Source organism: Allobosea sp. BE125 (assembly GCF_031456075.1).
Classification (GTDB): Bacteria; Pseudomonadota; Alphaproteobacteria; order Rhizobiales; family Beijerinckiaceae; genus Allobosea.
In genome coordinates, this window is sequence record NZ_JAVDTY010000013.1 from 67,398 (window position 1) to 90,082 (window position 22,685).

At 66.2% G+C, this 22,685-nt stretch carries 20 protein-coding genes; 12 read left to right on the top strand and 8 right to left on the bottom strand.

Annotated elements, in window-relative coordinates:
- Positions 1-4: 4 nt before the first annotated feature.
- The 8 genes from J2Y55_RS24775 to J2Y55_RS24810 form a co-directional block, all read right to left on the bottom strand.
- A complete protein-coding gene (locus tag J2Y55_RS24775; protein ID WP_310158842.1) occupies positions 5-748 on the bottom strand; it encodes a transporter substrate-binding domain-containing protein in 744 nt (247 codons plus the stop codon).
- Between the two features lie 166 nt (positions 749-914).
- The gene (locus J2Y55_RS24780) at positions 915-1,883 is read right to left on the bottom strand and encodes an ABC transporter ATP-binding protein (RefSeq protein ID WP_310158844.1); all 969 of its coding nucleotides are present in this window, start codon (positions 1,881-1,883) and stop codon (positions 915-917) included.
- Positions 1,876-2,862, bottom strand: a complete 987-nt coding sequence (locus J2Y55_RS24785; RefSeq protein WP_310158847.1) for an ABC transporter ATP-binding protein — start codon at positions 2,860-2,862, stop codon at positions 1,876-1,878. The genes J2Y55_RS24780 and J2Y55_RS24785 overlap by 8 nt, the downstream gene beginning before the upstream one ends.
- Positions 2,859-4,364: an amidohydrolase family protein gene (locus tag J2Y55_RS24790; RefSeq protein ID WP_310158849.1), complete on the bottom strand. Its 1,506-nt coding sequence runs from the start codon at positions 4,362-4,364 to the stop codon at positions 2,859-2,861. The genes J2Y55_RS24785 and J2Y55_RS24790 overlap by 4 nt, the downstream gene beginning before the upstream one ends.
- The gene (locus J2Y55_RS24795) at positions 4,361-5,557 is read right to left on the bottom strand and encodes an amidohydrolase family protein (protein ID WP_310158851.1); all 1,197 of its coding nucleotides are present in this window, start codon (positions 5,555-5,557) and stop codon (positions 4,361-4,363) included. The genes J2Y55_RS24790 and J2Y55_RS24795 overlap by 4 nt, the downstream gene beginning before the upstream one ends.
- 168 nt (positions 5,558-5,725) lie before the next feature.
- Positions 5,726-6,676 carry an ABC transporter permease gene (locus tag J2Y55_RS24800; protein WP_310158853.1) on the bottom strand — a complete coding sequence of 317 codons (951 nt, stop codon included), beginning with the start codon at positions 6,674-6,676 and terminating at the stop codon, positions 5,726-5,728.
- Complete coding sequence (locus J2Y55_RS24805) at positions 6,666-7,658, bottom strand: ABC transporter permease (protein ID WP_310158855.1); 993 nt, start codon at positions 7,656-7,658, stop codon at positions 6,666-6,668. Before J2Y55_RS24805 ends, J2Y55_RS24800 begins: the two co-directional genes overlap by 11 nt.
- 206 nt (positions 7,659-7,864) lie before the next feature.
- Positions 7,865-9,433: an ABC transporter substrate-binding protein gene (locus J2Y55_RS24810; protein ID WP_310158858.1), complete on the bottom strand. Its 1,569-nt coding sequence runs from the start codon at positions 9,431-9,433 to the stop codon at positions 7,865-7,867.
- Between the two features lie 255 nt (positions 9,434-9,688).
- On the opposite strand from J2Y55_RS24810, the gene J2Y55_RS24815 reads away from it, so the two are divergent.
- The 12 genes from J2Y55_RS24815 (at position 9,689) to J2Y55_RS24870 (ending at position 22,669) form a co-directional block, all read left to right on the top strand.
- Positions 9,689-10,396 carry a GntR family transcriptional regulator gene (locus J2Y55_RS24815; protein WP_069689475.1) on the top strand — a complete coding sequence of 236 codons (708 nt, stop codon included), beginning with the start codon at positions 9,689-9,691 and terminating at the stop codon, positions 10,394-10,396.
- Positions 10,393-11,091 (top strand): flavin reductase family protein, encoded by a 699-nt coding sequence (locus J2Y55_RS24820; RefSeq protein ID WP_310158862.1) that lies wholly within the window; start codon positions 10,393-10,395, stop codon positions 11,089-11,091. Before J2Y55_RS24815 ends, J2Y55_RS24820 begins: the two co-directional genes overlap by 4 nt.
- An 89-nt stretch (positions 11,092-11,180) precedes the next feature.
- Positions 11,181-12,077, top strand: coding sequence for a LysR family transcriptional regulator (locus tag J2Y55_RS24825; protein ID WP_310158864.1), 897 nt, complete (start codon positions 11,181-11,183; stop codon positions 12,075-12,077).
- Positions 12,078-12,284: 207 nt separating this feature from the next.
- Positions 12,285-13,091, top strand: a complete 807-nt coding sequence (locus J2Y55_RS24830) for a carbon-nitrogen hydrolase family protein (protein WP_310158866.1) — start codon at positions 12,285-12,287, stop codon at positions 13,089-13,091.
- Between the two features lie 14 nt (positions 13,092-13,105).
- Entirely contained in the window at positions 13,106-13,774 is a 669-nt protein-coding gene (locus J2Y55_RS24835) for an RraA family protein (RefSeq protein WP_310158868.1), read from the top strand.
- A 72-nt stretch (positions 13,775-13,846) separates the two neighbouring features.
- Positions 13,847-14,893, top strand: a complete 1,047-nt coding sequence (locus J2Y55_RS24840; protein ID WP_310158870.1) for an ABC transporter substrate-binding protein — start codon at positions 13,847-13,849, stop codon at positions 14,891-14,893.
- Between the two features lie 42 nt (positions 14,894-14,935).
- On the top strand, positions 14,936-16,033 hold the full coding sequence (locus J2Y55_RS24845) for an ABC transporter ATP-binding protein (protein WP_310158873.1): 1,098 nt from the start codon (positions 14,936-14,938) through the stop codon (positions 16,031-16,033).
- Positions 16,030-16,914, top strand: a complete 885-nt coding sequence (locus J2Y55_RS24850; RefSeq protein WP_404979029.1) for an ABC transporter permease — start codon at positions 16,030-16,032, stop codon at positions 16,912-16,914. Before J2Y55_RS24845 ends, J2Y55_RS24850 begins: the two co-directional genes overlap by 4 nt.
- A 12-nt stretch (positions 16,915-16,926) precedes the next feature.
- Complete coding sequence (locus tag J2Y55_RS24855; RefSeq protein ID WP_310158875.1) at positions 16,927-17,721, top strand: ABC transporter permease; 795 nt, start codon at positions 16,927-16,929, stop codon at positions 17,719-17,721.
- A 159-nt stretch (positions 17,722-17,880) separates the two neighbouring features.
- Positions 17,881-19,929, top strand: coding sequence for a hydantoinase/oxoprolinase family protein (locus tag J2Y55_RS24860; protein ID WP_310158877.1), 2,049 nt, complete (start codon positions 17,881-17,883; stop codon positions 19,927-19,929).
- A gap of 11 nt (positions 19,930-19,940) precedes the next feature.
- Positions 19,941-21,641 carry a hydantoinase B/oxoprolinase family protein gene (locus J2Y55_RS24865; protein WP_310158879.1) on the top strand — a complete coding sequence of 567 codons (1,701 nt, stop codon included), beginning with the start codon at positions 19,941-19,943 and terminating at the stop codon, positions 21,639-21,641.
- A complete protein-coding gene (locus J2Y55_RS24870; protein WP_310158881.1) occupies positions 21,638-22,669 on the top strand; it encodes an Ldh family oxidoreductase in 1,032 nt (343 codons plus the stop codon). Before J2Y55_RS24865 ends, J2Y55_RS24870 begins: the two co-directional genes overlap by 4 nt.
- Positions 22,670-22,685: the final 16 nt, after the last annotated feature.

Sequence of the window (22,685 nt, forward strand, 5' to 3'; positions counted from 1 at the left end):
GGGCTCAGGCGACGCTGAGACCTTCGACGCCGTGCTTGCGGATGAGCTCGGCAATGAGGCCCGAGCTCCTGGCCGCCTCGACGAATTTGGTGAGATAGGCGACCGCATCGCTCTTCACCTTCGGGACGCCGATCGCCTGCTGAACCGCCATGAACCGGCCATCGAGGATGCGTGTACCGGGTGTCCGCGCCACATCGCTGTTGAGCCGCGGCCGCAGGCCTGCGAGCGCATCGAGCTTCTTGTCGCTGAAATCCGCCAACGCCTCGTCCATCGTCGTCGAGCGCACCAACTCGGCATGGGCGATATTGCGGTCGAGCCAGAGGCCATAGGCGGTGCGGCCGGTGACGGCGATCCGGACCCCTGCCGCATCGACCTCGGCCGGACTCTGGAAAGGCGATTCTGCAGGGACGAGATAGGTCGCCTCGATCGCGGCATAGGCCGGCGTGAAGCTGATCACCTCCGCGCGCTGCGGCTCGGCCCCGATCAGTCCGATATCCCATTCGTCGCGCCCGGCAGCATCCGCCAGCAGGCCCGGCGATTCATAGGTCACATAGCGCAACGCGACGCCAAGAGTATCGGCGATCGCACGAGCCATGTCGGGGGAGACGCCGGCAGGGCCGCCATCCGGCGTGCGGCTCGACACCAGCAGGAAATTCGACAGGTTGATGCCGGCGCGCAGCACGCCACCGGGCGCCAGGCGCTCGCGCAACTCTGCCGGCATCGTGCCGATATCGGGGCGAAATGACATGGCGGCGTCCTTCATCGTGACAGAGCCGTTCTTCATCGTGACAAAGCATTGCGCGAATGCCGCGCAGGATGCCGCACCGCCAGACAACGGACTACACGATATCCTGGGGCTCGCGCAGCTGCCTGGCGCGCATCCCGGCTATGAGCATCGCCTCAAAACGCCGCAATCAGCCGAAATGGCAAGCCAGCGCGCCTGCCGCCACATCGCGCAGGGGGGGCCGCTCGACCCGGCAGATATCGGCAGCCATGGCGCAGCGCGGATGGAAGGCGCAGCCGGGCGGCGGCGCGATCGGGCTCGGCACCTCGCCCGACATTGGCCGGCGCGCGCGATTGGGCTTCTCGACATCGGGAATCGTCTCGAGCAGCAACCGCGTATAGGGGTGGCGCGGATTGCCGAAGACCTCGTCTGCCGGCCCCGTCTCGACGAAGCGGCCGAGATACATGATCGCGAGCTGGTCCGACATGTGGCGCACGACCGAGAGGTTGTGGCTGATGAAGAGATAGGTCAGCCCGAACTCCTTCTGGAGCCGGACCATCAGGTTGAGGATCTGCGCCTGCACGGAGACGTCGAGCGCCGAGGTCGGCTCGTCGCAGACCAGGAAGTCGGCCTCGGTCGCGAGCGCACGCGCGATCGAGATGCGCTGGCGCTGGCCGCCGGAGAAGGCATGCGGATAGCGCGAGGCGTCGCTGCGCGACAGGCCGACGATCTCCAGGAGGTCGCCGACGCGTCGCGTGATCGCCGCCTCGTCCTGGCGCAGCTTCAATTCGCGGATCGGCTCGGCAATGATGTCGCCGACACGCCAGCGCGGGTTCAGCGAGGCGTAAGGATCCTGGAAGATCATCTGCACGCGCGGCGGGCCAATCGTGCCGTCGATGCGGGTGATGTCGGAGAAATGCAGCGCGCCTTCGGTCGGCCGCTGCAGGCCCACCACCATGCGCGCCAGCGTCGATTTTCCGCAGCCGGATTCGCCGACGATGCTGAAGGTCGTGCCGCGTTCGACGGTGAAGGAGACGGTCTCGACCGCGCGCAGGATACGGCGCGGCTCGCGCGTCAGCAGGCGCGACAAAGCCGGCGCCGAGACGTCGAAGCGGCAGGAGGCCGCCGATACGGTGAGGATGGGGCCGCTCTCACGCATGCGCCGGCTCCATCAGCGGGAAATGGCAGGCGGCGGCATGGGCCGAGACCGGCAGGCCGGGCTTGTGCTCGCGGCAGAACCCGGTTGCGAACCCGCAACGGGGATTGAAGGAACAGCCTTCCGGAATGGCGTTCAGGCGCGGCATCGCGCCGTCGATCTGGTTGAGGACGGCGTTGCGGGTGTGGACGCTCGGGATCGAGGCCATCAGACCGGCGGTATAGGGGTGATGCGGCCGGCGCGTGACCTCCGCAACCGGGCCGATCTCGACGATGCGCCCGGCATACATCACGGCGACCCGATCGGCCGTTTCGGCAATGACGCCCATATCATGCGTCACCAGCATGATCGCGGTGCCGTGCTCGCGACACAGGCGCTTCAGCAGCGTGGTGATCTGCGCCTGGATCGAGACGTCGAGCGCCGTGGTCGGCTCGTCGGCAATGATCAGCTTCGGCTCGGCGCAGAGCGCGAGTGCGATCACCACGCGCTGGCGCATGCCGCCGGAGAACTGGTGCGGATACTGGTCGATGCGCGTCTCTGCCGCCGGAATGCCGACCTCCTTCAGAAGGTCGAGCGCGCGCTTGCGCGCCTGCGCCTTGCCGACCGGCAGATGCGTCAGGATCGTCTCGACGAGCTGGTCGCCGACGGTCAGCAGCGGATGCAGCGAGGTCAGCGGATCCTGGAAGATCGCGCCGATCTGGCGGCCGCGCAGCTTGCGCATCGGCTCGGGCGAAAGATTGTCGATACGCCGCCCATCGAGATGGATCGATCCGCCGCTGATGCGCCCCGGCGGATCGAGCAGGCCGATCACCGCCGTTCCGGTCAGGGATTTGCCCGCGCCGGATTCGCCGACCACGCCAAGGATTTCGCCGGGCGCGATGTCGAAGGAGACGCCGTCGAGCGCCGTTAACGGGCCATGGCGGCCATCGAAGACGATGCGCAGGTCGCGCACCGAGAGCAGCGGCGAGGTGGCGGCGCTCATGTTGCCCCTCCCGCACGTTCGATCACATAGCTCGAGGAGAAGATCTCGCTGGCGGCTGGGTGACCATGGGTACGCTGCGGATAGCGCGCCATCACGCCCTCGAACTGCTTCTGAGCACGCAGCTTGTCCGCCGCCTCGTCGACGCCCGGGATCACGCGCTCCTCCATCACGAAGCGGCCGTCGATGATCACGGTCGCGAAATCGCGGCCATGACCGGCGAGCAGCATGGTCTGGATGGGGTCGATGACCTGGCCGAGATGCGGGCGGTCGAGATCGAAGACGGTGATGTCGGCGCGCGCGCCCGGCTGGAGCCGGCCGAGATCAGGGCGGCCCAGCGCCTCGGCCCCGCCAAGGGTCGCCACGTCGTAATAATCCTCGCTGCGTGCCGCATGGACGCTGCCGGCCATGGTGCGGGCCAGGATCATGCCGACCTGCAGGTTCATGATCATGTCGGGTGGGCTCGTATCCGTGCCCATGGCGAGCTTCAGCCCCATCTCGCGATAGCGGCCGAAATGGTCGATGGCATTGCCGTGCCGGCCTGAGACCAGCGGGCAATGCACGATCGTGGCGCCTGCATCGCGAATGATCTCGAGGTCGCGGCCGGGGCGTTCGACATGGCGGCTGCCCGAGACATAGGTGCCGTGCGGCAAGAGCGAACGCTGGTCGAGGAAGCCCAGGCTCTGCAGCCATTCCGGCGGACTCATGCCATGCTGGGCCAGGACGAGGTCGTATTCGATCTTCGACTGGCAGCAATGCAGGCGCACCGGTACCTTCAAGGCGCGCCCGGCGGCAGCCGTGCGACGCAGCAATTCGGCTGTCGACGTCTCGATCCGGTCGGGCGCCAGCATAGTGCGGATCAGCCCGCCGGCCGCGCCTTCGTTGCGCTCGCAGAATTCGATCGCGGCATCGAGTTCGGCCAGGCCGCGCGGCTCGTCGTAATGCGTGGTGATGCGGCCATCGGCCTCGACCAGTTGATTGCCGGTGCGATAGGCCGGACCGAGATAAGCGCGCAGGCCAAGCCCGGCGGCCGCTTCCGCCGCATCCTGGAACTCCTCGGGCGTCTCGCCCCAGGCGCGGTAGAACAAGGAGGCGATCGGCAGCGCGGTGGTGATGCCGTTGCGGATCAGCGTGGCGAAGGCGTGCTTCTTCTGGAAGGCCAGCTCCTCGCGCGAATACATTTCGTAGGGGCCGGCTTCGAGATAGGAGCGCGGCCAGACGCGGCCCTTCTTCCAGGCCGGCTGGTTGTCATAGGCCAGGATCGTGGTGTCGAGATCCGAGAGCGCATCGCAATCGACGAAGCCCGGCCCGATCAGCGCATTGCCGTAGTCGATACGGCGAGCGACCTCTCCGGGAAAACCATGGCCGGTGAAGACGACTTCGCCATCCTCGAAGACGATCTCACCGTTCTCATAGAGGCGATGCCGCCCTTGCGCGTGGCCGACGAGCCAGCGCGCGGTGAGCAGGATGCGCCCTTCCGGGCGTCTGGCGGCGCGCAAGCTCACGGCGCGGTCCTGATCGAGACGCCGTCGCGCGCGACGACCTTGCCGCGTTTGACGACGCGACGCTTGGGCGAGCGCGTCACGATCGCTTCAGCAAGGGTCTCGCCCGGCAGGATCACGACATCGGCAGTGCTGCCCTCAGTCAGCCCATAGCCTTCGATCTCCATCACCTTGGCGCCCTCGCTGGTGCAGACATCGAGCGCCATCCTGAGTTCGTCGTCGCGGCGGAAATTGTTGCGCAGGCCGACGAACATGGCGCGCTCCAGCATGTCGGCATTGCCATAGGGCCCCCAGGTGTCGCGGATGCCGTCATTGCCGGAGCAGACGCGCACACCGGCCTCAATCAGCTTGCGCACCGGCGGAGCCGGGCGGCTGGCGGGCGCCGTCGTCATGATCGCGATGTCGAGCTCGGCGAGCTGCGCGATCAGCGGATCGACCAGCGCGGCATCGACGCCGAGGCAGAAGGCGTGGCTGACCGTAACCTTGCCCTTCATGCCTAGCGCACGCGTCCGCTCGACGATCAGGTCGAAGGAGAACAGTCCCATTTCGCCGGGCTCATGCAGGTGGATATCGAGCGGCTTGCCGTATTTCTGGCAGAGCGCGAAAACGGCATCGAGATGGCCCTTGGGATCACGGTCGATGGCGCAAGGGTCGAGCCCGCCGACGATCTCGCAACCGGCCTTCATCGCCTGGTCCATCAGGTCCAGCGTGCCCGGCCGGCGCAGCAGGCCCGATTGCGGGAAAGCGACGAGCTCGATGTCGACGATGTCGCGATACTCATCGCGGGTGCGCATCACCCCTTCGACGCCCCACATCCCATGCTCGGTGTCGACATCGACATGGCTGCGGATATGGGTCGAGCCCATCAGCGAGGACTGGATGCTCTGCCGGGCCGACTGGCGATAGGGGTCGATGTTGAGGCGCTTCTTGTTCTCGCGCTCGTTGTCGATCTTGTCGAGGAGCCTGGGGCCGACCTCGTTCTTGTACCAGGGCAGGCCCCAGAGGCTCTTGTCGAGATGGGTATGCGCCTCAACGAGGCCGGGGATGACGATCTCGCCGCGGCCGTCCTCGACCGGCACGCCGGCAGGGGCCTCGATACCCTGCGCGATCCGGCTGATCTTGCCGTCCACGACCAGGATGTCGGTGGCGGCATTGCCATAAGGGCGAACGTTGCGAAGGAGTAGGGAAGCGGTCATTTCAGGCGTTTCCTCGTTGTTTTCTGAGCGCCACGGTCGAGCTTGCCGCCCCGTCATGCTCGCTCTTGTGGCGAGCATCCACGTCTTGGACACGCCCCTCGACCGAGGAAGACGTGGATGGCCGGGACAAGCCCGACCATGACGGGAAAGGGCATCGCCTCACCGTCATCACCGCAGCTTCGGGTTCAGCGCGTCGCGCAGCCAGTCGCCCAGCAAATTGACCGAGAGCACGATCAATCCGAGCTGGAGCGAGGGGAAGACGACCAGCCACCAGGAGCCGGAGAAGAGATACTGGTTGCCGATACGGATCAGCGTGCCCAGCGAAGGCTGGGTGATCGGCATGCCGACGCCCAGAAAGGAAAGCGTCGCCTCCGACAGGATGGCGAGGCCGAGATTCAGCGTTGCCGCCACCATAACGGGGGTAAGCGTGTTGGGCAGGATATGGCGGGCCATGATGCGTGTCGCCGCGACCTTGATGATGCGGGCGGCGAGCACATATTCCTTGTGACGCTCGACCATGGTCGAAGCGCGGACCGTGCGGGCATATTGCACCCAGTTGGTGAGCGAGATCGAGACGACGAGCACGACGGCGGCGAAGGGCTCGCGCAGCGCCGGCGGCAAAAGCTCGCGGAAGATCGCGCTGACCAGGATCGCCATCAGCAGCGTCGGGATCGAGAGCACGGTATCGCCGAGCCGCATCAGCAGATTGTCGATGCGCCCGCCATAATAGCCGGAGACCAGCCCGATGCTGACGCCCAGCGCCATCGAGACGATCACGGCGGCGATCCCGATGATCAGCGAGACGCGCGTGCCGTAGAGGATGGCGGAGAGCACGTCGCGCCCCTGCGGATCGGTGCCGAGCAGGAAGGGCCATTCGCCATCCCTGGCCCAGATCGGCGGGATCTCGGCCTTGTCGATGAAGATCTGCGAGAGGTCATACGGGTTCTGGACTGCGATCAACGGGGCCAGCAGCGCCGTGGCGATCAGCAGCACGAGCACGATCGCCGAGAGCCAGGCCGCCGGCGTGCGCCGGAAACTCCAGCCGATATCGCTGTCGAGGAAGCTGCGCAGACGGCCGGGCTTCCTGGTCTCCAGAGCCTTTGCAGATTCAGCGGGCATTGGCGGCTCCCGAGATCGCATCCTCGCGCAGGCGCGGGTCGACATAGGCGTAGAGCAGATCGACCAGCGTGTTCAGCGAGACGAAGATGAAGGAGACCACGATCAGATAGGCCGCCATCACCGGGATATCGACGAAGGTCACCGCCTGGACGAAGAGCAGGCCCATGCCCGGCCACTGGAACACCGTCTCCGTGACCAGCGCGAAGGCGATCAGATTGCCGATCTGCAGCCCCGTCACGGTGATTACCGGCATCAGGCAGTTGCGCAAAGCGTGGCGGAAGTGGACGGCGCGCAGCGTCAGCCCGCGCGCCCGGGCGAAGCGGATGAAATCGGTGCGCATCGTCTCCAGCATCTCGGCCCGGACCAACCGCATCACCAGCGTGATCTGGAAGAGCGACAACGTGATGCCCGGCAGGATCAGCGCCAACCGGCCAGACGGCGTGAGGAAGCCCGTGCTCCACCAGCCGAGCTGCACGACCTGGCCGCGTCCAAAGGCCGGCAACCATTGCAGCGTCACCGAAAACAGCAGGATGAACAGGATGCCGAGCGCGAAGCTCGGCAGCGAGACGCCGAGCACCGAGACGAATTGCAGGAATTTGGCCAGCCAGCTGTCGCGCTTGATGGCGGTGTAGACGCCCAGTGGAATCCCGACCGCGAGCGAGAGAAAAGTCGCCACCAGCACCAGCTCGAAGGTGGCGGGGAAGCGCTCGGAGATCAGCGTGAAGACCTCCTGCTGGTTGCGGTAGGAGATGCCGAAATCACCGTGCAGCGCATTGCCGACGAAGGTCGCGAACTGCAGGACGAAGCCCTTGTCGAGCCCGAGCCTGATCCGCAATTCGTCGCGCTGCGCCTGGCTCGCCTGCTCGTTCAGCATCAGTTCGACGGGATCGCCGACGAAGCGGAAGATCAGGAAGGCGAGGAACGCGACCGCAAGCATGACGCCGGCCGCGTTCAGGAGGCGCTTGAAGAGGAAGGCCGGCATCGGATGTTCCTGTTCTGCCGCCGTCATTCTCGGGCGTAGCCCTCGGGTCCGATCTTCGATCGGCCCAAGGATAAACTCCACGCAGACCCGAGAATCTCAGGACAAGAAAATGCTGGTTTTTGAGATGGTCGGGTCAAGCCCGACCATGACGTATCAAGACATCCTCGGGTTCGAGCCTGCGGCTCTCCCGCGGAATGACAGCGACCTCACTTCATCGTCGTCAGCCACAGCCTCGGCTTGTTGTCGGACGCCTGCACGGTCGCGGCCACGGTGTTGCGCATCGCCCAGGCCATCGGCTGCTGGTGCAGCGGGATGAAGAGGTGCTCGGCCTTGGCGATCTTCAGCGCCTCCATCATCATCGGAATGCGCTTGCCGTTGTCGAGTTCGACGCCGGCCTTGTCGATCAGGGCATCGATGCGCGGATCGCCCCAATTGCCCCAGTTGAACACGCCACCCGAACCGCTCTTCGAGCGCATCACCTGGATCAGGATCGAATAGGCGTCGATCATCGGCTCATTGGCCCAGCCGAAGGAGATCACGTCGAACTCGCCCTTGACGCGCTTGGGCGTCTGCTGGCTGCGCGGGCCGAGGCTCAGATTGGGCCGCAAGCCGGCGCGCGACCACATCGAGGCGACCGCCTGGCAGAACTCCTCCTCATTGACGAGGCCGTCGCTCTGGCAGTTCATCTGGAAGGAGAAGCCGTTGGGATAGCCCGCCGCCGCCAGCAGCTTCTTGGCGCCGTCGAGGTCGAAAGGCAGGCGCACATCCTGCGAGGGCTCATAGCCTGGAATGGCCGGAGCGATCAGGGCGCCGGTGTTGCGCGACAGGCCGCGCATGGCGCGCTTCTGGACGGCGTCGATGTCGATGGCGCGGTAGAGCGCCTCGCGAACGCGGATATCCTTGAGCGGGTTTTTATCCTTCACATCGCTCTCGAACAGCGTGTCCTTGAGATTGAGCGCGAAGATCACGGTGCGCAGTTCATTGGTCTGCAGCACCTTGACCTCGGGCGAGGCCGACAGGCGCGGCAGATCCTGCAAGGGCGCGGCATTGGTGAAGTCGATCTCGCCCGAGAGCAGCGCCGCGACACGGGTCGAGGCCGAGGCGATCGGCAGGAACTCGATCGTGTCGATGTTGTGCTGGGGCTTGTCCCACCAGTTCGGGTTCTTGACGTAGACGGTCTTGGCGTCGGCGCGGCGGCTCTCGACGACGAAGGGGCCGGTGCCGTTGGCGTTGTCGGTGGCGTAGCCCTTCACGCCCTTACCGGAATCGGTCGGCAGCAGCGAGTTGTTGGCGACGAGCCAGGCCTTGTTGAAGATGAAGATGTTGGTGAGGTCGTTGAGCAGCAGCGGATAAGGGCCGTTGACCTCGATCTCGACGGTGTAGTCGTCGATCTTTTTCGAGGATTTATAGGCCGGCAGATTGCCCTTGAGCGGCGAGGCATCGTTGGTGACGCGCTCCAGCGAAGCGACGACATCGTCGGCCGTGAACGGGTTGCCGTTGTGGAACTTCACGCCCTGGCGGAGCTTGAAGCGCCAGACCGTCGGCGAGACCGTCTCCCAGGACTCCGCCAGCGCCGGCTCGATCTTGAGATCGCCGGTGTAGCGCACCAGCCCCTCATAGACATGGTTCAGCACCGAAAGCGTGAAGGTGTCGCCATAGGAATAGGGGTCGAGCGAAGCGATCTCGCGCGCCGCGCCCCATTTCAGCGTCTTCGCCTCGGCCGCGCCGGTCAGCGCGAAGGCGGCAATGGCCGCCAGCATCCAAGCTCTCTTCATCGAAACTCTCCCTTTCGATGAGCCCGCTGCGCGTCTTTGGCGCTCGCCCGGCCCGCCACCCTCGTCGATGCCGCATTATCAGCCAGATTGGCGCTTTCCGCGGCAATTCGTGTGCGATTAATAATCAATCTTGCATACGATTATGATATCGTATTGTATGCGATTATTGAAGACAAGCGAAAAACTGGAGCGGAGCCGAATCCCGTGACATGGAGTGAGCCTCAGAGGGCTGAACCAGGACAGAAACGGGCTGCGATGACCGATTCCCGCCAACCCGGATTGCGCGCGCAATCGGTATACAGAGCGCTCCGGCGCGCCATCATCGAACAGGCGCTGAAGCCCGGCATGAAGCTGCCGGAGGATTCAATCGGCGAGCAGCTCGGGGTGAGCCGCACCCTGGTGCGCGAAGCTTTCGGCCGCTTGGCCGTCGAAGGCCTGGTCGAGCTCAAGCCCAATCGCGGCGCCTCCGTCGCCTATCCGACCCTGGAAGAGGCGCGCGACGTCTTCGACGTGCGCCGGGGGCTGGAGCGCCTCGTCGCCGAAAATCTCGCAGGGCGGCTCACCGCCGCGCAGGCGGCCGAGCTGGAGGACCATGTCCGGCAAGAGGACAAGGCGCATGGCCAGGACGGGCCGGAATCGATCCGGCTCGCCGGCGAGTTTCACATCAAGCTCGCCGAGATGACCGGCAACGCCCTGCTGCTGCGCTATGTCCAGGAAGTTTCCTCGCGCTGCTCGCTGATCCTGGCGATCTATGGCCGGCCGCATTCCTCGGAATGCGCGGTCTCGGAGCATCGCCAGTTGATCGAGGCCTTGCGGGCGGGCGATGGCGCGCGCGCCGCCCATCTCATGGATCATCACCTCCAGGCCGTGGTGACGCGGGCGCTGCTGACGCCGCGCGCCGAGCGCGACATCCGCGACCTGCTCGCCCCCTATGCCCTCAGCGAAGGATTGAACCCGCCGTGACCGACCTGTCGACAGAGCCGAAGCCGATCGAGGCGGCCCCGCCGGTCGTCACCTTCGATTTCGCGAAGCTTTCGCCGCGCGAGCGCTACAAGCTCCTGATCGGCGCGGTCGTGCCGCGCCCGATCGCGCTGGTGACGACGGTCGATGCGCAAGGCGTCGTCAACGCCGCGCCGTTCTCGTTCTTCAACTGCCTCTCGGCCGATCCGGCGATCCTGGCGCTCGGCGTCGAATACCGGCCGACCGGCGGGCAGAAGGACACCGGCCGCAATGTCCGCGAGACGCTGGCCTTCACCGTCAACATCGTCTCCGACGCGCTGGTCGAGGGCATGAATATCTGCGCCGTGCCGTTCGAGCCCGGCATCGACGAACTGGCTCGGGCCGGCCTCACCGCCATGCCCGGCGTCAAGGTGCCCTGCCCCTGGATCGGCCAGGCGCCGGCGGCGTTCGAATGCCGCCACCACACCACGCTCGGCATCGGCAATTCGCGCGAGATCATCCTGGGCGAGGTGGTCTATGCGCATTTCCGCGCGGATACGATCGATGCCGAGAAGCTCTATGTCGATCCCGCCGCGCTCGACGCCGTTGGCCGCATGGGCGGCCATGGCTATGCGACGACGCGCGACTATTTCGACCTGCCGACCATGTCCGCCGCGACCTGGCTTGCCGATCCCGCCGCAGCAAACCGGCGGCGTTAGTTCAGTCCTTCACGGCGAGGGGTAAACGGGGCTAAGTCAGGGCGGGCGGCGCAGGCTCGCGCCGCGCCATCACGCGAAGCGGCTCCGATTTGAACCTCAAATTTCTCGAAACCTTCGTCTGGGTCGCGCGGTTGCGGAATTTTTCAGTCGCGGCCGACAAGCTCTGCACCACCCAGGCCGCCGTCTCGAACCGGATCGCCACCCTGGAGCGCGAGCTCGGCGTGCGCCTGTTCGAGCGCGACCTGCGCACCGTCAGCCTGACCTCGCACGGCCAGCGCGCCTTGCCCCAGGCCGAGGCGATCGTGCGCATGGTCGGCGAATTGGAGCGGCTGATCGCCGATACCGGGCAGATGCGCGGCACGGTCATGATCGGGGCGATCGACTCGATCGTCTATGCCTGGCTGCCGCGGCTGATCGAGCGGGTGAAGGTGGCTTATCCCAATGTCATGATCGATTTGAACGTCGACACCAGCCTCAACCTCGCCCGCCAGATCCAGGACGGCCAGATCGATCTTGGCCTGATCATGGGCCCCGTGGTGGCGCCCCATGTCCGCAACATCGAACTCTGCGTCTTCGATTGCCTTTGGATCGGCTCGCCGCGCCTTGCCCTGAAACCGGGCCGGCTCGCCATCGCCGATTTCGCAGACTACCCGATCTTTGCCTATTCCAAGGGCTCGCAGCCGCATCAATCCGTGCTGCGTGCAATCGAGCTCGCGGGGCTGGATGCGGGGGCGGTGCGCGTTTTCAACTCCAACTCGCTCGCCACGATCACACGCCTGATCCGCGACGGCGTCGGCGTTGCCGTGCTGCCGCAGGTGGTGGTGCAGGAGTTCCTCGACAATGGCGAACTGCATGTGCTCGATGTCGACGCCAAGCTGCCGCCACTGCATTTCCATGCGGTCTTCGCCGACAATCCCGGTAATGCGCTGCCGGCGCTGATCGCCGACATGGCGGTCGGGATAGCAGCCGCGCAGCCGCCGGCCTGACGGCGCCAACCCTGCCCGCGAATGCGGCAGAGGCTGACCATGCCGGTCTCATAAGCAATTCTTGTCGAGGCGAACAAGAATTTCGCGTTTGCCGCGCTTCGCCAGGTTTGGTCTGCTGCAGGACGGCCACAACAGAGCATGATGTTGCCCGGCAACCGGGCTTCCTCGTCACGCGTCACGCTCAAGGCCTTTGCAGGGAGAACGCCGGTGAAAGTCTCGCTCGTCCAGATGAACTCGCAGGATGACAAATCCGCGAACCTCAAAATGGCCAAGGCGCTGATCGAGAAGGTCGTCGCCGAGGAGAATCCGGACCTCGTCGTGCTGCCGGAATATTACGCCTTCCTCGACGGCAGTCCGGAGGCGATGCGCGACAGCGCCGAGACCTTCCCCAATGGCGAGAGCTACCGCCTGATGTCGGGCCTGGCCGAGAAGCACGGCATCACGCTGCATGCCGGCAGCGTCTGCGAGCGCGACGGCGACGACTATTTCAACGCCACGATCGTGTTCGGGCCGGACGGAAAGCAGATTGCGCACTACCGCAAGATCCATCTGTTCGATGTCGATGCGCCCGGCGGCGTCAGCTACCGCGAATCCAACATGGTTTCGCGCGGCAAGGACATCGTCACCTACAAGGTTGACGACACCACCGTCGGCTGCGCCATCTGCTACGACATCCGCTTCCCCGAGCTCTTCCGCAAATTGCGCGACGCCGGCGCCGACATCATCGTCCTGCCCGCCGCCTTCACGCTGATGACCGGCAAGGACCATTGGGAGCTTTTGGCGAGGGCACGCGCCTGCGAGACGCAGACCTGGTTCCTGGCGACCGGCCAGACCGGCACGCACGCCCAGGGCAAGAACGCCTGCTACGGCCATTCCATGGTGATCAATCCCTGGGGCCATATCGCAGCGCAGGCCTCCGACGGCGTCGGCACGACCAGTGCAAGGCTCGATTTCGATTACACGGCCAAGGTCCGCGCGGCCGTGCCGGTCGCCAACCACCACGTCGTCGCCTGAGCGGAAAGCCCATCATGTTCATCGTCAATCCCATGCCGGCGCAGATCTCCGCCGACCTCGTCGCCCTGCTCGAGCAATGCGAAGTCGCGACCATCGGCCATGTGCTGCATTCCGGCTTCGTCGATCGTGAGATCCGGGCGGTCCTGCCGACCAAGCGCGTCGCCGGCACCGCCGTCACCATCCGCATCCCGCATGCGGACTCGACTGCCCTGCACTACCTGACCAAGATGGTGCGGCCGGGCGATGTCGTCGTCATCGACCGCTGCGGCGACACCAAGCATGCCTGCTGGGGCGGCGTCGTGACCCATTCCATGAAACTCGCAGGCGTGACGGCGGGCGTGATCGACGGCCCGGCGACCGACTTCTCCGAGATCGTCAAGACCGACATGCCGATGTGGTGCCGCGGCCCCTCGCCGATCACCACCAAGATCCTCGGCACGGAAGGCGCGATCAACGTGCCGGTCAGCGTCGGCGGCCAGACGATCGAGCCCGGCGACGCCGTGCTCTGCGACGAAAGCGGCGTGGTCGTGCTGAAAGCCGCCACCGCGGAAGGCTATGCCCGCCGCGCGATCGAGATGCAGCAGCAGGAACTCGTGCTGCTGGAGCGCCTGCGCAAGGGCGAGAAACTGCCCGACATCTCCGGCGCGACCGCCATGGTGGAGGGCAAGCTCGCCAAGGCCTGAGGACCGAACGAACCGATTGAGCCTGACGACGGGCGGATAACCGCCCGCGCATCACATAAGAGGGGATTTCGCATGCAGATTTCGACCAAATTCGCCATTGCCGCCGCCATTGCGGCGGGGCTTTCGTCCCATTCCGCCATGGCCCAGCAGACCGTGACGCTGATGGCCTATTCCGGCCTGTTCCAGGAGCGCTACACCAAGGCGGTGGTCGAGCCGTTCATGAAGGCCAATCCCGGCATCAAGATCGAATATTTCCCGATGCCGAACTCGGCCCAGATGCTGGGCAATCTGCGCGCCCAGAAGGCCGCGCCGCAGGCCGATGTCGCGATCATGGACGTCTCGGTCTCGAAGGCCGCGACCGACGAGAAGCTGCTGGTCAAGATCGACGAGAAGACCAGCCCCAACGTCGCCGACCTGTTCTCGGCCGCACGCATCGCCGATGTCGACGGCGTCGCAGTGACCTTCGACAACCTGGTGATGCTCTACAACTCCGACGTCGTGAAAGAGGCGCCCACGAGCTGGATGGATCTCGCCGACAAGAAATACGCCGGCAAGGTCGCGATCCCCGGCATGCCCGATATCCAGGGCCTCTCGCTCGTCCTGATCCTGGAGAAGGCGCGCGGCGGCTTCAACCATATCCGCAGCGTCGACAAGGGCATCGCGGCGATGGGCGAGATCGCTCCCAACGTCCAGACCTGGGAGCCCAAGCCGGAGGTCTATCCGGTGATCATCTCCGGACAGGCGGTTATCGGAGCCGGCTGGAACGCGCGTGCCCAAGTCAACGCCGACAGCTCCAACGGCAAGCTCAAGGCCGTGCTGCCGCAGGAAGGCAGCGTCTTCCAGATCAACACGATCAACCATGTCGCCGGCGGGCCGGGCAAGGACGCCACCGCCAAGTTCATCGACTACGCGCTGAGCCCCGAGGCGCAGAAGGCCTTCACCGAGAGCATGTTCTACGCTCCGACCAACGCCAAGGCGCTGATTTCGGAGGCGGCGATCGCCCGCACCGCCGTCAAGTCGATGGACAAGGTCATCCCGGTCGACTGGATCGCTCTCGCCAAGGTCCGCGAGCCGATCATGGACCAGTGGCGCCGCAAGGTGATCCCGCTGAGCCGCTGATCGAACCGAAGGAGCTGATCGAACCGAAGGGCTTGCACGATCATGACCGACCGCATCACCGCTCCGGCCAATGGCCAAGCCGGCGAGGGCTTCCTCTCGCTCAAGGGGCTGACCAAAAGCTATGGCGGCTTTGCGGCGGTCGACAATCTCGATCTCGAGGTTCCCAAGGGCGAGCTCGTCGCCTTCCTCGGCCCCTCCGGCTGCGGCAAGACGACCTCGCTCAGGATGATCGCCGGCCTGGTGCCGGCGACATCGGGCCGCATCGTGGTCGGCGGGCAGGACCTGACCGAGGTTCCGACGCATCGCCGCGACATGGGCCTGGTTTTCCAGAGCTACGCGCTGTTTCCGCATATGAGCGTGGCCAGGAACGTCGCCTTCGGGCTGGAGATGCGCAAGGTCGGCAAGGACGAGATCGCCCGGCGCGTGAAGGAGGCGATCGCGCTCGTGCATCTCTCCGGCAAGGAGGAGCACCGGCCGGGCCAGCTTTCGGGCGGCCAGCAGCAGCGCGTGGCGCTGGCGCGCGCGCTCGTCGTGCGCCCCTCGATCCTGCTGCTCGACGAGCCGCTCTCCAATCTCGACGCCAAATTGCGCGACGAGATGCGCAACGAGATCCGCGACATCCAGCAGCGGCTCGGCATCACCGCGATCTTCGTGACGCATGATCAGGTCGAGGCCTTGACCATGTGCGACAAGGTCGTGGTCATGAACCAGGGTCGGCTCGAACAGGTCGGCACGCCGGTCGATCTCTACGAGAGACCCAAGACCGCCTTCGTTGCCGGCTTCGTCGGCCGCAGCAACCGGTTGAAGGCGACGGCCCGGGACGGCGCGGCCGAATTCGCCGGCGAAAGCTTCGCCGCACCGACCGGCCTTTCCGGCCCCGTCGAGATCATGGTCCGCCCGCACCGCGTCGCGCTCTCGGCCGCGGGCGCGGTGGCAGCAGCCGGCGACCATCGCGTCTCCGGCGTCGTCGCACGCACCATCTTCGCTGGCGACATCCTGCAATATGACGTCGACGTCGCCGGGCAGATCGTCTCGGTCGAGCTCGCGACCCGCGGCGGCGAGACCGTGCTGCAGCCGGGCGCCGCCGTGACCCTGTCCTGGCGCCGGCAGGACGTCTTCGTCTACGGAGCAGCGGCGTGAGCGCGGCTGCCGCCATCGCGGCCCCGGCGCCGGTCTCGGAAGCGCGCAAGAGCGGCCTTGCGCTGGTCGTCCTGCTGATCGCGCCGATCGCGCTGATCAATGCGCTCGGCTTCCTCGTGCCGGTGCTGAATCTGGCGCGGATGTCGTTCTACCAGGTCGAACCGACCGGCGCGATGCGCGAGGTCTACACGCTCGCGACCTGGCTCACCGTCTTCCAGGACACGTTCTACGCCGAATTGATCCTGAACAGCATCACGGTCAGCCTCGGCATCACGCTGCTGACCCTGGTCTGCTCCTACCCGATCGCACTTTATCTGCACCGCTCCAGTGGAACCTGGCGGACCATCCTGCTTGTGCTGGTGATCTCGCCATTGCTGACCTCGGCGGTGGTGCGCACCTATGGCTGGATCGCGATCCTCTCCGATAGCGGGCTCGTCAACAACGCGCTCTCCGCCATCGGCATCGCGCCGCTGCGATTGATGTTCAACAAAACCGGCGTCGTCATCGGCCTCACCGAGATCCTGATGCCCTATATGATCCTGGCGCTGCTCGCCGGCTTCGGCCGGCTCGATCCGCGCGTCGAGGAAGCCGCCTCCACATTGGGCGCGCCGCCCTTCACGATCTTCCGCCGCATCATCCTGCCACTGACGCTGCCGGGCATCGCGCTCGGCTGCCTGCTCTGCTTCGTGCTCGCGGTCTCCTCCTTCATCACGCCGAAGCTGCTCGGCGGCGGCCGCGTCTTCCTGCTCGCCACCGAGATCTACGATCAGGCGATCGTGACGCTGAACTGGCCGCTGGCCGCCACGCTCTCGATCCTGGTGCTCGTCATCTTCGGCGGCGCGCTCGTGCTCTATACCCGCGCGCTGCGCGCGATCATGTGAGGGAGGTCGATCATGGATGAACGTCCCGTCTCGCTAGCGCTGAAGCTCATGGCGCTCACGATGTTCGTGTTCCTGCTGGCGCCACTGATCGTCGTCGTGCCGATCTCGTTTTCCGGCGACAGCTACATGATGTTCCCGCCCTCGAGCTGGAGCCTGAAATGGTATCCGGCGATCTTCGCCGACGGCAAGATGACCTCGGCCTTCTGGACGAGTCTGCTGCTCGCCTTCGTGGTGACGGCCTTGAGCCTGCTGATCGGCCTGCCGGCGGCCTATGCGCTGGTGCGGCTCAAGCCACGCGGCTCGGAAGCGCTGAGCGCCCTGTTCACCGCGCCGCTGCTGCTGCCCACCATCGTGCTCGGCCTCGCCATCCTGATCGTGTTCTCGCGCTATGGCCTGCTCGCGACCTTCCAGGGGCTGGTCGCGGCGCATCTCGTGGTGACGCTGCCCTATGCGATCCGGGTGCTGGCGACCGCGCTCGCGACCCTGCCGATCCCGATCGAGGAGGCGGCGGCGACGCTTGGCGCCTCGCCCTTCACCGTGTTCCGCCGCATCACCCTGCCGATGATGAAGTCGGGGCTGATCGGCACGACGGCGCTGTGCTTCCTGGTCTCCTTCGACGAGGTCGTGCTGTCGCTGTTCATGACCGGCCCGCGCATCTCGACGCTGCCGGTGGCGATGTATCACCATGTCGAGCAGCAGGCCGACCCGCTGGTCGCATCGCTCTCGGTCCTGCTCGTCATCCTCACCTTGCTCGTCGTGCTCGTGGTCGACCGGACGTCCGGCCTCGCCAAGACCTTCGTGAAGTGACGCGCAAATGAGTTTCAGACACATCGAAGCCGCGCGACCAGGGAGGCCAGATGGTCCCCATTTCCGCTGAGACGGGCCGCTAGAGCGGCTGAACCGAACGCCACTTCACAAGACATGACCTGCTCGCCCTGGCGAGCGGGAGCACCGGAGCTTTGCCTCATGCAGCAAGATATCCGCATCGCCGTCGACATCGGCGGGACCTTCACCGACATCGAAATCCTCGATGCGAGCTCCGGCGCGATCCATCAGATCAAGACGCCAAGCACGCCGGCCGATCCTTCGATCGGCCTGCTGACCGGCATCCGCCAGGCCTCCGAGCGCTTCGGCTTTCCGATGCAGGCGGTGCAGTACCTGCTGCACGGCACGACGATCGCGACCAATGCCGTGCTCGAACGCAAGCTGCCATTAGGCGCCATCGTCACCACCGCAGGCTTCGAGGACGTCATGCAGATCGGCCGGCATGGCCGCACCGACGTCTATGCGATCACCCTTGCCCAGCCCGAGCCGCTGGTCGCGCGCCGCTTCTGCTTTGGCGTGACCGAACGCGTCAACGCCGAGGGCAAGATCACGGTGCCACTCGACGAGGATGGCGTGCGCCGCATCGCGACCGAGCTTGCCAGGGCCGAGGTGAAGTCGGTCGCGGTCTGCCTGCTCCACGCCTATGCCAACCCAGCACATGAGCGCCGCATCGGCGCGCTTCTCACCGAGCTGCTGCCGAATGTGGCGATCACGCTCGCCTGCGACATCTCGCCCGAGATCCGCGAATATGAGCGCATGTCGACGACGGCGCTCAACGCCATGCTGGTGCCGATCGTGCAGCGTTACACCGACCGGCTCGCCGGGCGGCTCAGGGATGAGATCCCCCAGGCCCAGGTCTATCTCGTGCAGTCGAATGGCGGCGTCTCGGGTCTTGCCAAGGCGGGACGCGAGCCGGCGCGATTGCTGCTCTCGGGCCCGAGCGGCGGGGCGGCGGCGGCCAGGCGGCTCTCGCTCGAGCTCTGCGAGCCCAATCTCGTCGCCGTCGACATGGGCGGCACCTCCTTCGACGTCTCGGTCGTGCATGACGGCCAGATCTCGATGGTCAATGAAGGCGAGGTCGATGGCCTGCCGGTGCGCCTGCCGATGATCGAGATGCGCACCATCGGCGCCGGCGGCGGCTCGATCGCCTGGGTCGATGACGGCAATCGCCTGCGCATCGGCCCGCATTCGGCGGGCGCGGACCCCGGCCCGGCCTGCTACGGCCGGGGCGGCACCCGCCTGACCGTGACCGACGCCAACCTGTTGCTCGGCCGTCTCGACGGGGCGAGCTTCATGGGCGGAGCGATGCCGCTCAACCACGAGGCTGCGCGGAAGGCAGCGCAAGCGATCGCCGCCAAGCTCGATCTCTCGATCGATCAGGTCGCGGCCGGCGTCATCGACGTCGCCAATTCAGCGCTCGCGACCGCGACACGGCTCTCGCTCTTCGAGAAGGGCATGGACCCCGAGGATTTCGCGCTGCTCTCCTTTGGGGGCGCCGGCGGGGTGCATGCCTGCGAGGTCGCGGAAGAGCTCGGCATAAACCGCGTGATCTTCCCGGCGCATGCCTCGACGCTCTCGGCCTGGGGCATCCTCTGGTCCGACATCGCCCATGATCTGAGCGCCACGCAGATCGGGCTCTTCGCCGAGCTTGCGCCGTCGCTCAGTGACAAGGCGGAGCGCCTCATCGTCGAGGCGCAGGCTTTGCTGGCAGAGGACGGCGTCGCCCCCGAAGCGCAGCGCTTCGAATGGGCGGTCGACCTGCGCTATGCCGGCCAGGCCTTCGATCTGCGCGTGGCTTTGGATGGGGCGGATTTCTCGGCCATTGGCGTCGCCAAGGCGACCGCGGCATTCCACGATCTGCATCGCCAGCGCTTCTCCTATGATGAGCCACAGGTTGCAGTGGAGGTCGTGGCGCTCAGGCTGAAGGCTGTCGGCGGATTGGCGAAACCCGTGCCGGCGCGCGGCGGCGTTCATCAAACAGAGGCCTCGACCCGCAGCCGGCCCGTCCATGGTCGCCATGGCGCGGTCGCCACGCCGGTCTGGGATCGCGATGCGATCAGCAGCAGCCAGCCCCTCGCCGGCCCCGCCATCGTCGAGGAACCCTACACCTCGGTCTATCTGCCGGCCGGCTGGACGATCCTCACCCACGCGTCGGGCGCGCTCGTCGCCGACCGCAGCGCCAGCCATTGAGGTCTGAAACCATGAGCGATCTTCAATACGGCATCGACCCGATCCGCCTCGAAGTGATCCGCAACGCGCTCGTCGCGGCCTCCGAGGAGATGAGCATCACGATCTGGCGCACCAGCCGCTCGACCGTGGTGCGCGAGATCCTCGATTTCTCCACCGCCGTCTTCGATGCGCAGGGCAACAACATCGCCCAATCCGCGCGCATTCCGGTCCATCTCAACTCGATGTCGGACTGCCTGCGCACGATCCTCGACCGCTTCATTCCGCTCGAACACTGGAATGATGGCGACGTCATCGTCACCAACGATCCCTATTCCGGCGGCCAGCACCTGCCCGATATCCAGACCTTCCGGCCGGTCTTCGTCGACGGCAGGCGCGTCGCCATCGTCGGCACGCTCTGCCACCATGTCGATGTCGGCGGCGGCGCGGCCGGCAGCTATTATGCGGGCGCGACCGAAATCTTCCATGAAGGCATCCGCATCCCGCCGCTCAGGCTGGTCGAGAAGGGCGTGCTGAACAGCGGCGTCTTCGAGATGCTGCTGCACAATGTCCGCCAGCCCGACGAAACCCGCGGCGACCTCAACGCCCAGATCGCAGCGCTCGGCATCGGCGAGCGCGCGGTCGCTCGCATGGCGAAGAAATACGGCTCAGAGCCGCTCGCTGCGGCGATGGCGGCGATCCTCGACGGCTCGGAGCGGATGATGCGCGCCGCGCTGAAGGCATTGCCGGATGGCGAGGCCTGCTTCGTCGAACTGGTCGATGATGACGGCCAGTCGGACGAACCGATCCGGCTCCAGGTCAAGATCACCAAGACGGGCGAGACGATCGGGCTCGACTTCACAGGCTCCAGCCCCCAGGTGCGCGGCCCCGTCAACAACACGCCGGCGATGACCTGCTCGGCGGTCTACTACGCGCTGCTCGCGGCGCTCGGCGGCGATATTCCGGCCAATTCCGGCTGCTACCGCGCCGTGACGGTGACGCTGCCCGAAGGCAGCGTCGTCAACGCCGCCTTCCCCGCGCCGGTCGCGGGGCGCATGGTCATCAACCACCGCATCGCAACGGCCGTCTTCGGCGCGCTGGCCCAGATCGTGCCCGAGCGCATCCCGGCGGCCTATTATGCGATCTCCTATGTCTACGCGCTGCAGACGACCAACCCGGCCGGCAAGCGCCAGGTCTATTTCGACATCGAGGTCGGCGGCTGGGGCGGCCATGCCAGGGGCGACGGCGCCAGCGCCCTCTCCTGCGGCCTGCACAACAACACCAATGCGCCGATCGAGATGGTCGAGGCGAAATATCCGGTGACCTTCACGAAATATGGGCTGATCCCGGATTCGGGCGGCGCCGGCCAGTTCCGCGGCGGCCTGGGCCTGGTGCGCGAATGGCGGCTCGATGCGGCGGAAGGCTCGCTCTCGACCAATTTCGAGCGCTTCCGCCACGCACCTTATGGCATCCAGGGCGGCGAGCCCGGCTCGCTCAGCCGCACCACGGTGACTCGCGCTGACGGCTCACAGCTCTCGCTGCGCTCGAAGGTTTCCGGCATTCCGCTGACGGCCGGCGACATCGTCACCATCGAGACCTCCGGCGGCGGCGGCTTCGGCGACCCGCAGAAGCGCGACCCGCAGCGCCTCGCCAAGGATCTCGCCGACGGCATGGTCAGCCCGCAACAGGCGGCCTCGCTCTACGGCGCCGAGATCAAGAAGGGAGCCGCGGCATGAGCGCTCATCAGCCAGCGGACGGCGTTCCGCTCAGCCTCGCGCAGGTCGAAACGCTGACGCGACGCGCCTTGCTCGCCTGCGGCGTCGACCCGCGCAACGAAGCCGCGATCACCGCCTCCGTGGTCGCGGCCGAAGCCGAGGGCATCCATAGCCACGGCCTCGCCCGGCTGCCGACCTATTGCGAGCATGCCAGGGTCGGCAAGATCGACGGCCGGGCGCGGCCGGTGCTCGACAGCCCCAAGCCCGGCCTGGTGCGCGTCGACGCCAAGGGCGGCTTTGCCCATCCGGCGATCGATTTCGGCCTGCCGGCGCTGTGCGAGGCGGCGAAGGCCCAGGGCATCGCCGCGCTCGCGGTGACCAATTCCTATAATTGCGGCGTCGTCGGTTACCATGTCGAGCGCATCGCGCGGGAGGGCCTGCTGGCGCTTGGTTTCGTCAACGCGCCGGCCTCGATCGCGCCGATGGGCGGCACCAGGCCGGTCTTCGGCACCAATCCGATCGCCATCGCCATACCGCGCGCCAGCCGCGAGCCGCTCGTGCTCGACCAATCCTCGAGCGTCGTCGCCAAGAGCGAGATCGTCGTCCATCAGCAGCGCGGCGAGCCGATTCCGCTCGGCTGGGCGCTCGACAAGGACGGCAACCCGACGACCGATCCGAAGGCTGCGCTGGCGGGCGGCACCATGGTGCCGGCAGGCGGCTACAAGGGCGCGGGGCTTGCCCTCATCGTCGAGATCTTCGCCGCCTGGCTGACCGGTGCCAATCTCTCGATCGACGCCTCCTCCTTCGCCGACAATCTCGGCGGCTCGCCCCGCACGGGCCAATGCTTCATCGCGATCGATTTCGGGGCGCTGGCGGAGGATGGAGCATCGGACCGGCTGGAGCGCCTGTTCGGCGCGATCACCGGGCAGGAGGGCGCGCGGCTTCCCGGCGAGAGGCGCAATGGCGCGCGCCAGCGCACCGCGCGCGATGGCGTCGTGATCTCGCGCAAATTGTTCGTGACGATCGAGGCTTATGCGGGAGCGGCATGAACGCGCTCCAACTGCG

Bases quoted from the DNA above. Each gene is read 5' to 3' on its own strand.
- J2Y55_RS24870 (WP_310158881.1), top strand. From the start codon at position 21,638: ATGAGCGCTCATCAGCCAGCGGACGGCGTTCCGCTCAGCCTCGCGCAG.
- J2Y55_RS24840 (WP_310158870.1), top strand. From the start codon at position 13,847: ATGCAGATTTCGACCAAATTCGCCATTGCCGCCGCCATTGCGGCGGGG.
- J2Y55_RS24860 (WP_310158877.1), top strand. From the start codon at position 17,881: ATGCAGCAAGATATCCGCATCGCCGTCGACATCGGCGGGACCTTCACC.
- J2Y55_RS24815 (WP_069689475.1), top strand. From the start codon at position 9,689: ATGACCGATTCCCGCCAACCCGGATTGCGCGCGCAATCGGTATACAGA.
- J2Y55_RS24800 (WP_310158853.1), bottom strand. From the start codon at position 6,676: ATGCCCGCTGAATCTGCAAAGGCTCTGGAGACCAGGAAGCCCGGCCGT.
- J2Y55_RS24805 (WP_310158855.1), bottom strand. From the start codon at position 7,658: ATGCCGGCCTTCCTCTTCAAGCGCCTCCTGAACGCGGCCGGCGTCATG.
- J2Y55_RS24780 (WP_310158844.1), bottom strand. From the start codon at position 1,883: ATGCGTGAGAGCGGCCCCATCCTCACCGTATCGGCGGCCTCCTGCCGC.
- J2Y55_RS24855 (WP_310158875.1), top strand. From the start codon at position 16,927: ATGGATGAACGTCCCGTCTCGCTAGCGCTGAAGCTCATGGCGCTCACG.
- J2Y55_RS24775 (WP_310158842.1), bottom strand. From the start codon at position 748: ATGTCATTTCGCCCCGATATCGGCACGATGCCGGCAGAGTTGCGCGAG.
- J2Y55_RS24865 (WP_310158879.1), top strand. From the start codon at position 19,941: ATGAGCGATCTTCAATACGGCATCGACCCGATCCGCCTCGAAGTGATC.
- J2Y55_RS24795 (WP_310158851.1), bottom strand. From the start codon at position 5,557: ATGACCGCTTCCCTACTCCTTCGCAACGTTCGCCCTTATGGCAATGCC.
- J2Y55_RS24845 (WP_310158873.1), top strand. From the start codon at position 14,936: ATGACCGACCGCATCACCGCTCCGGCCAATGGCCAAGCCGGCGAGGGC.
- J2Y55_RS24835 (WP_310158868.1), top strand. From the start codon at position 13,106: ATGTTCATCGTCAATCCCATGCCGGCGCAGATCTCCGCCGACCTCGTC.
- J2Y55_RS24785 (WP_310158847.1), bottom strand. From the start codon at position 2,862: ATGAGCGCCGCCACCTCGCCGCTGCTCTCGGTGCGCGACCTGCGCATC.
- J2Y55_RS24810 (WP_310158858.1), bottom strand. From the start codon at position 9,433: ATGAAGAGAGCTTGGATGCTGGCGGCCATTGCCGCCTTCGCGCTGACC.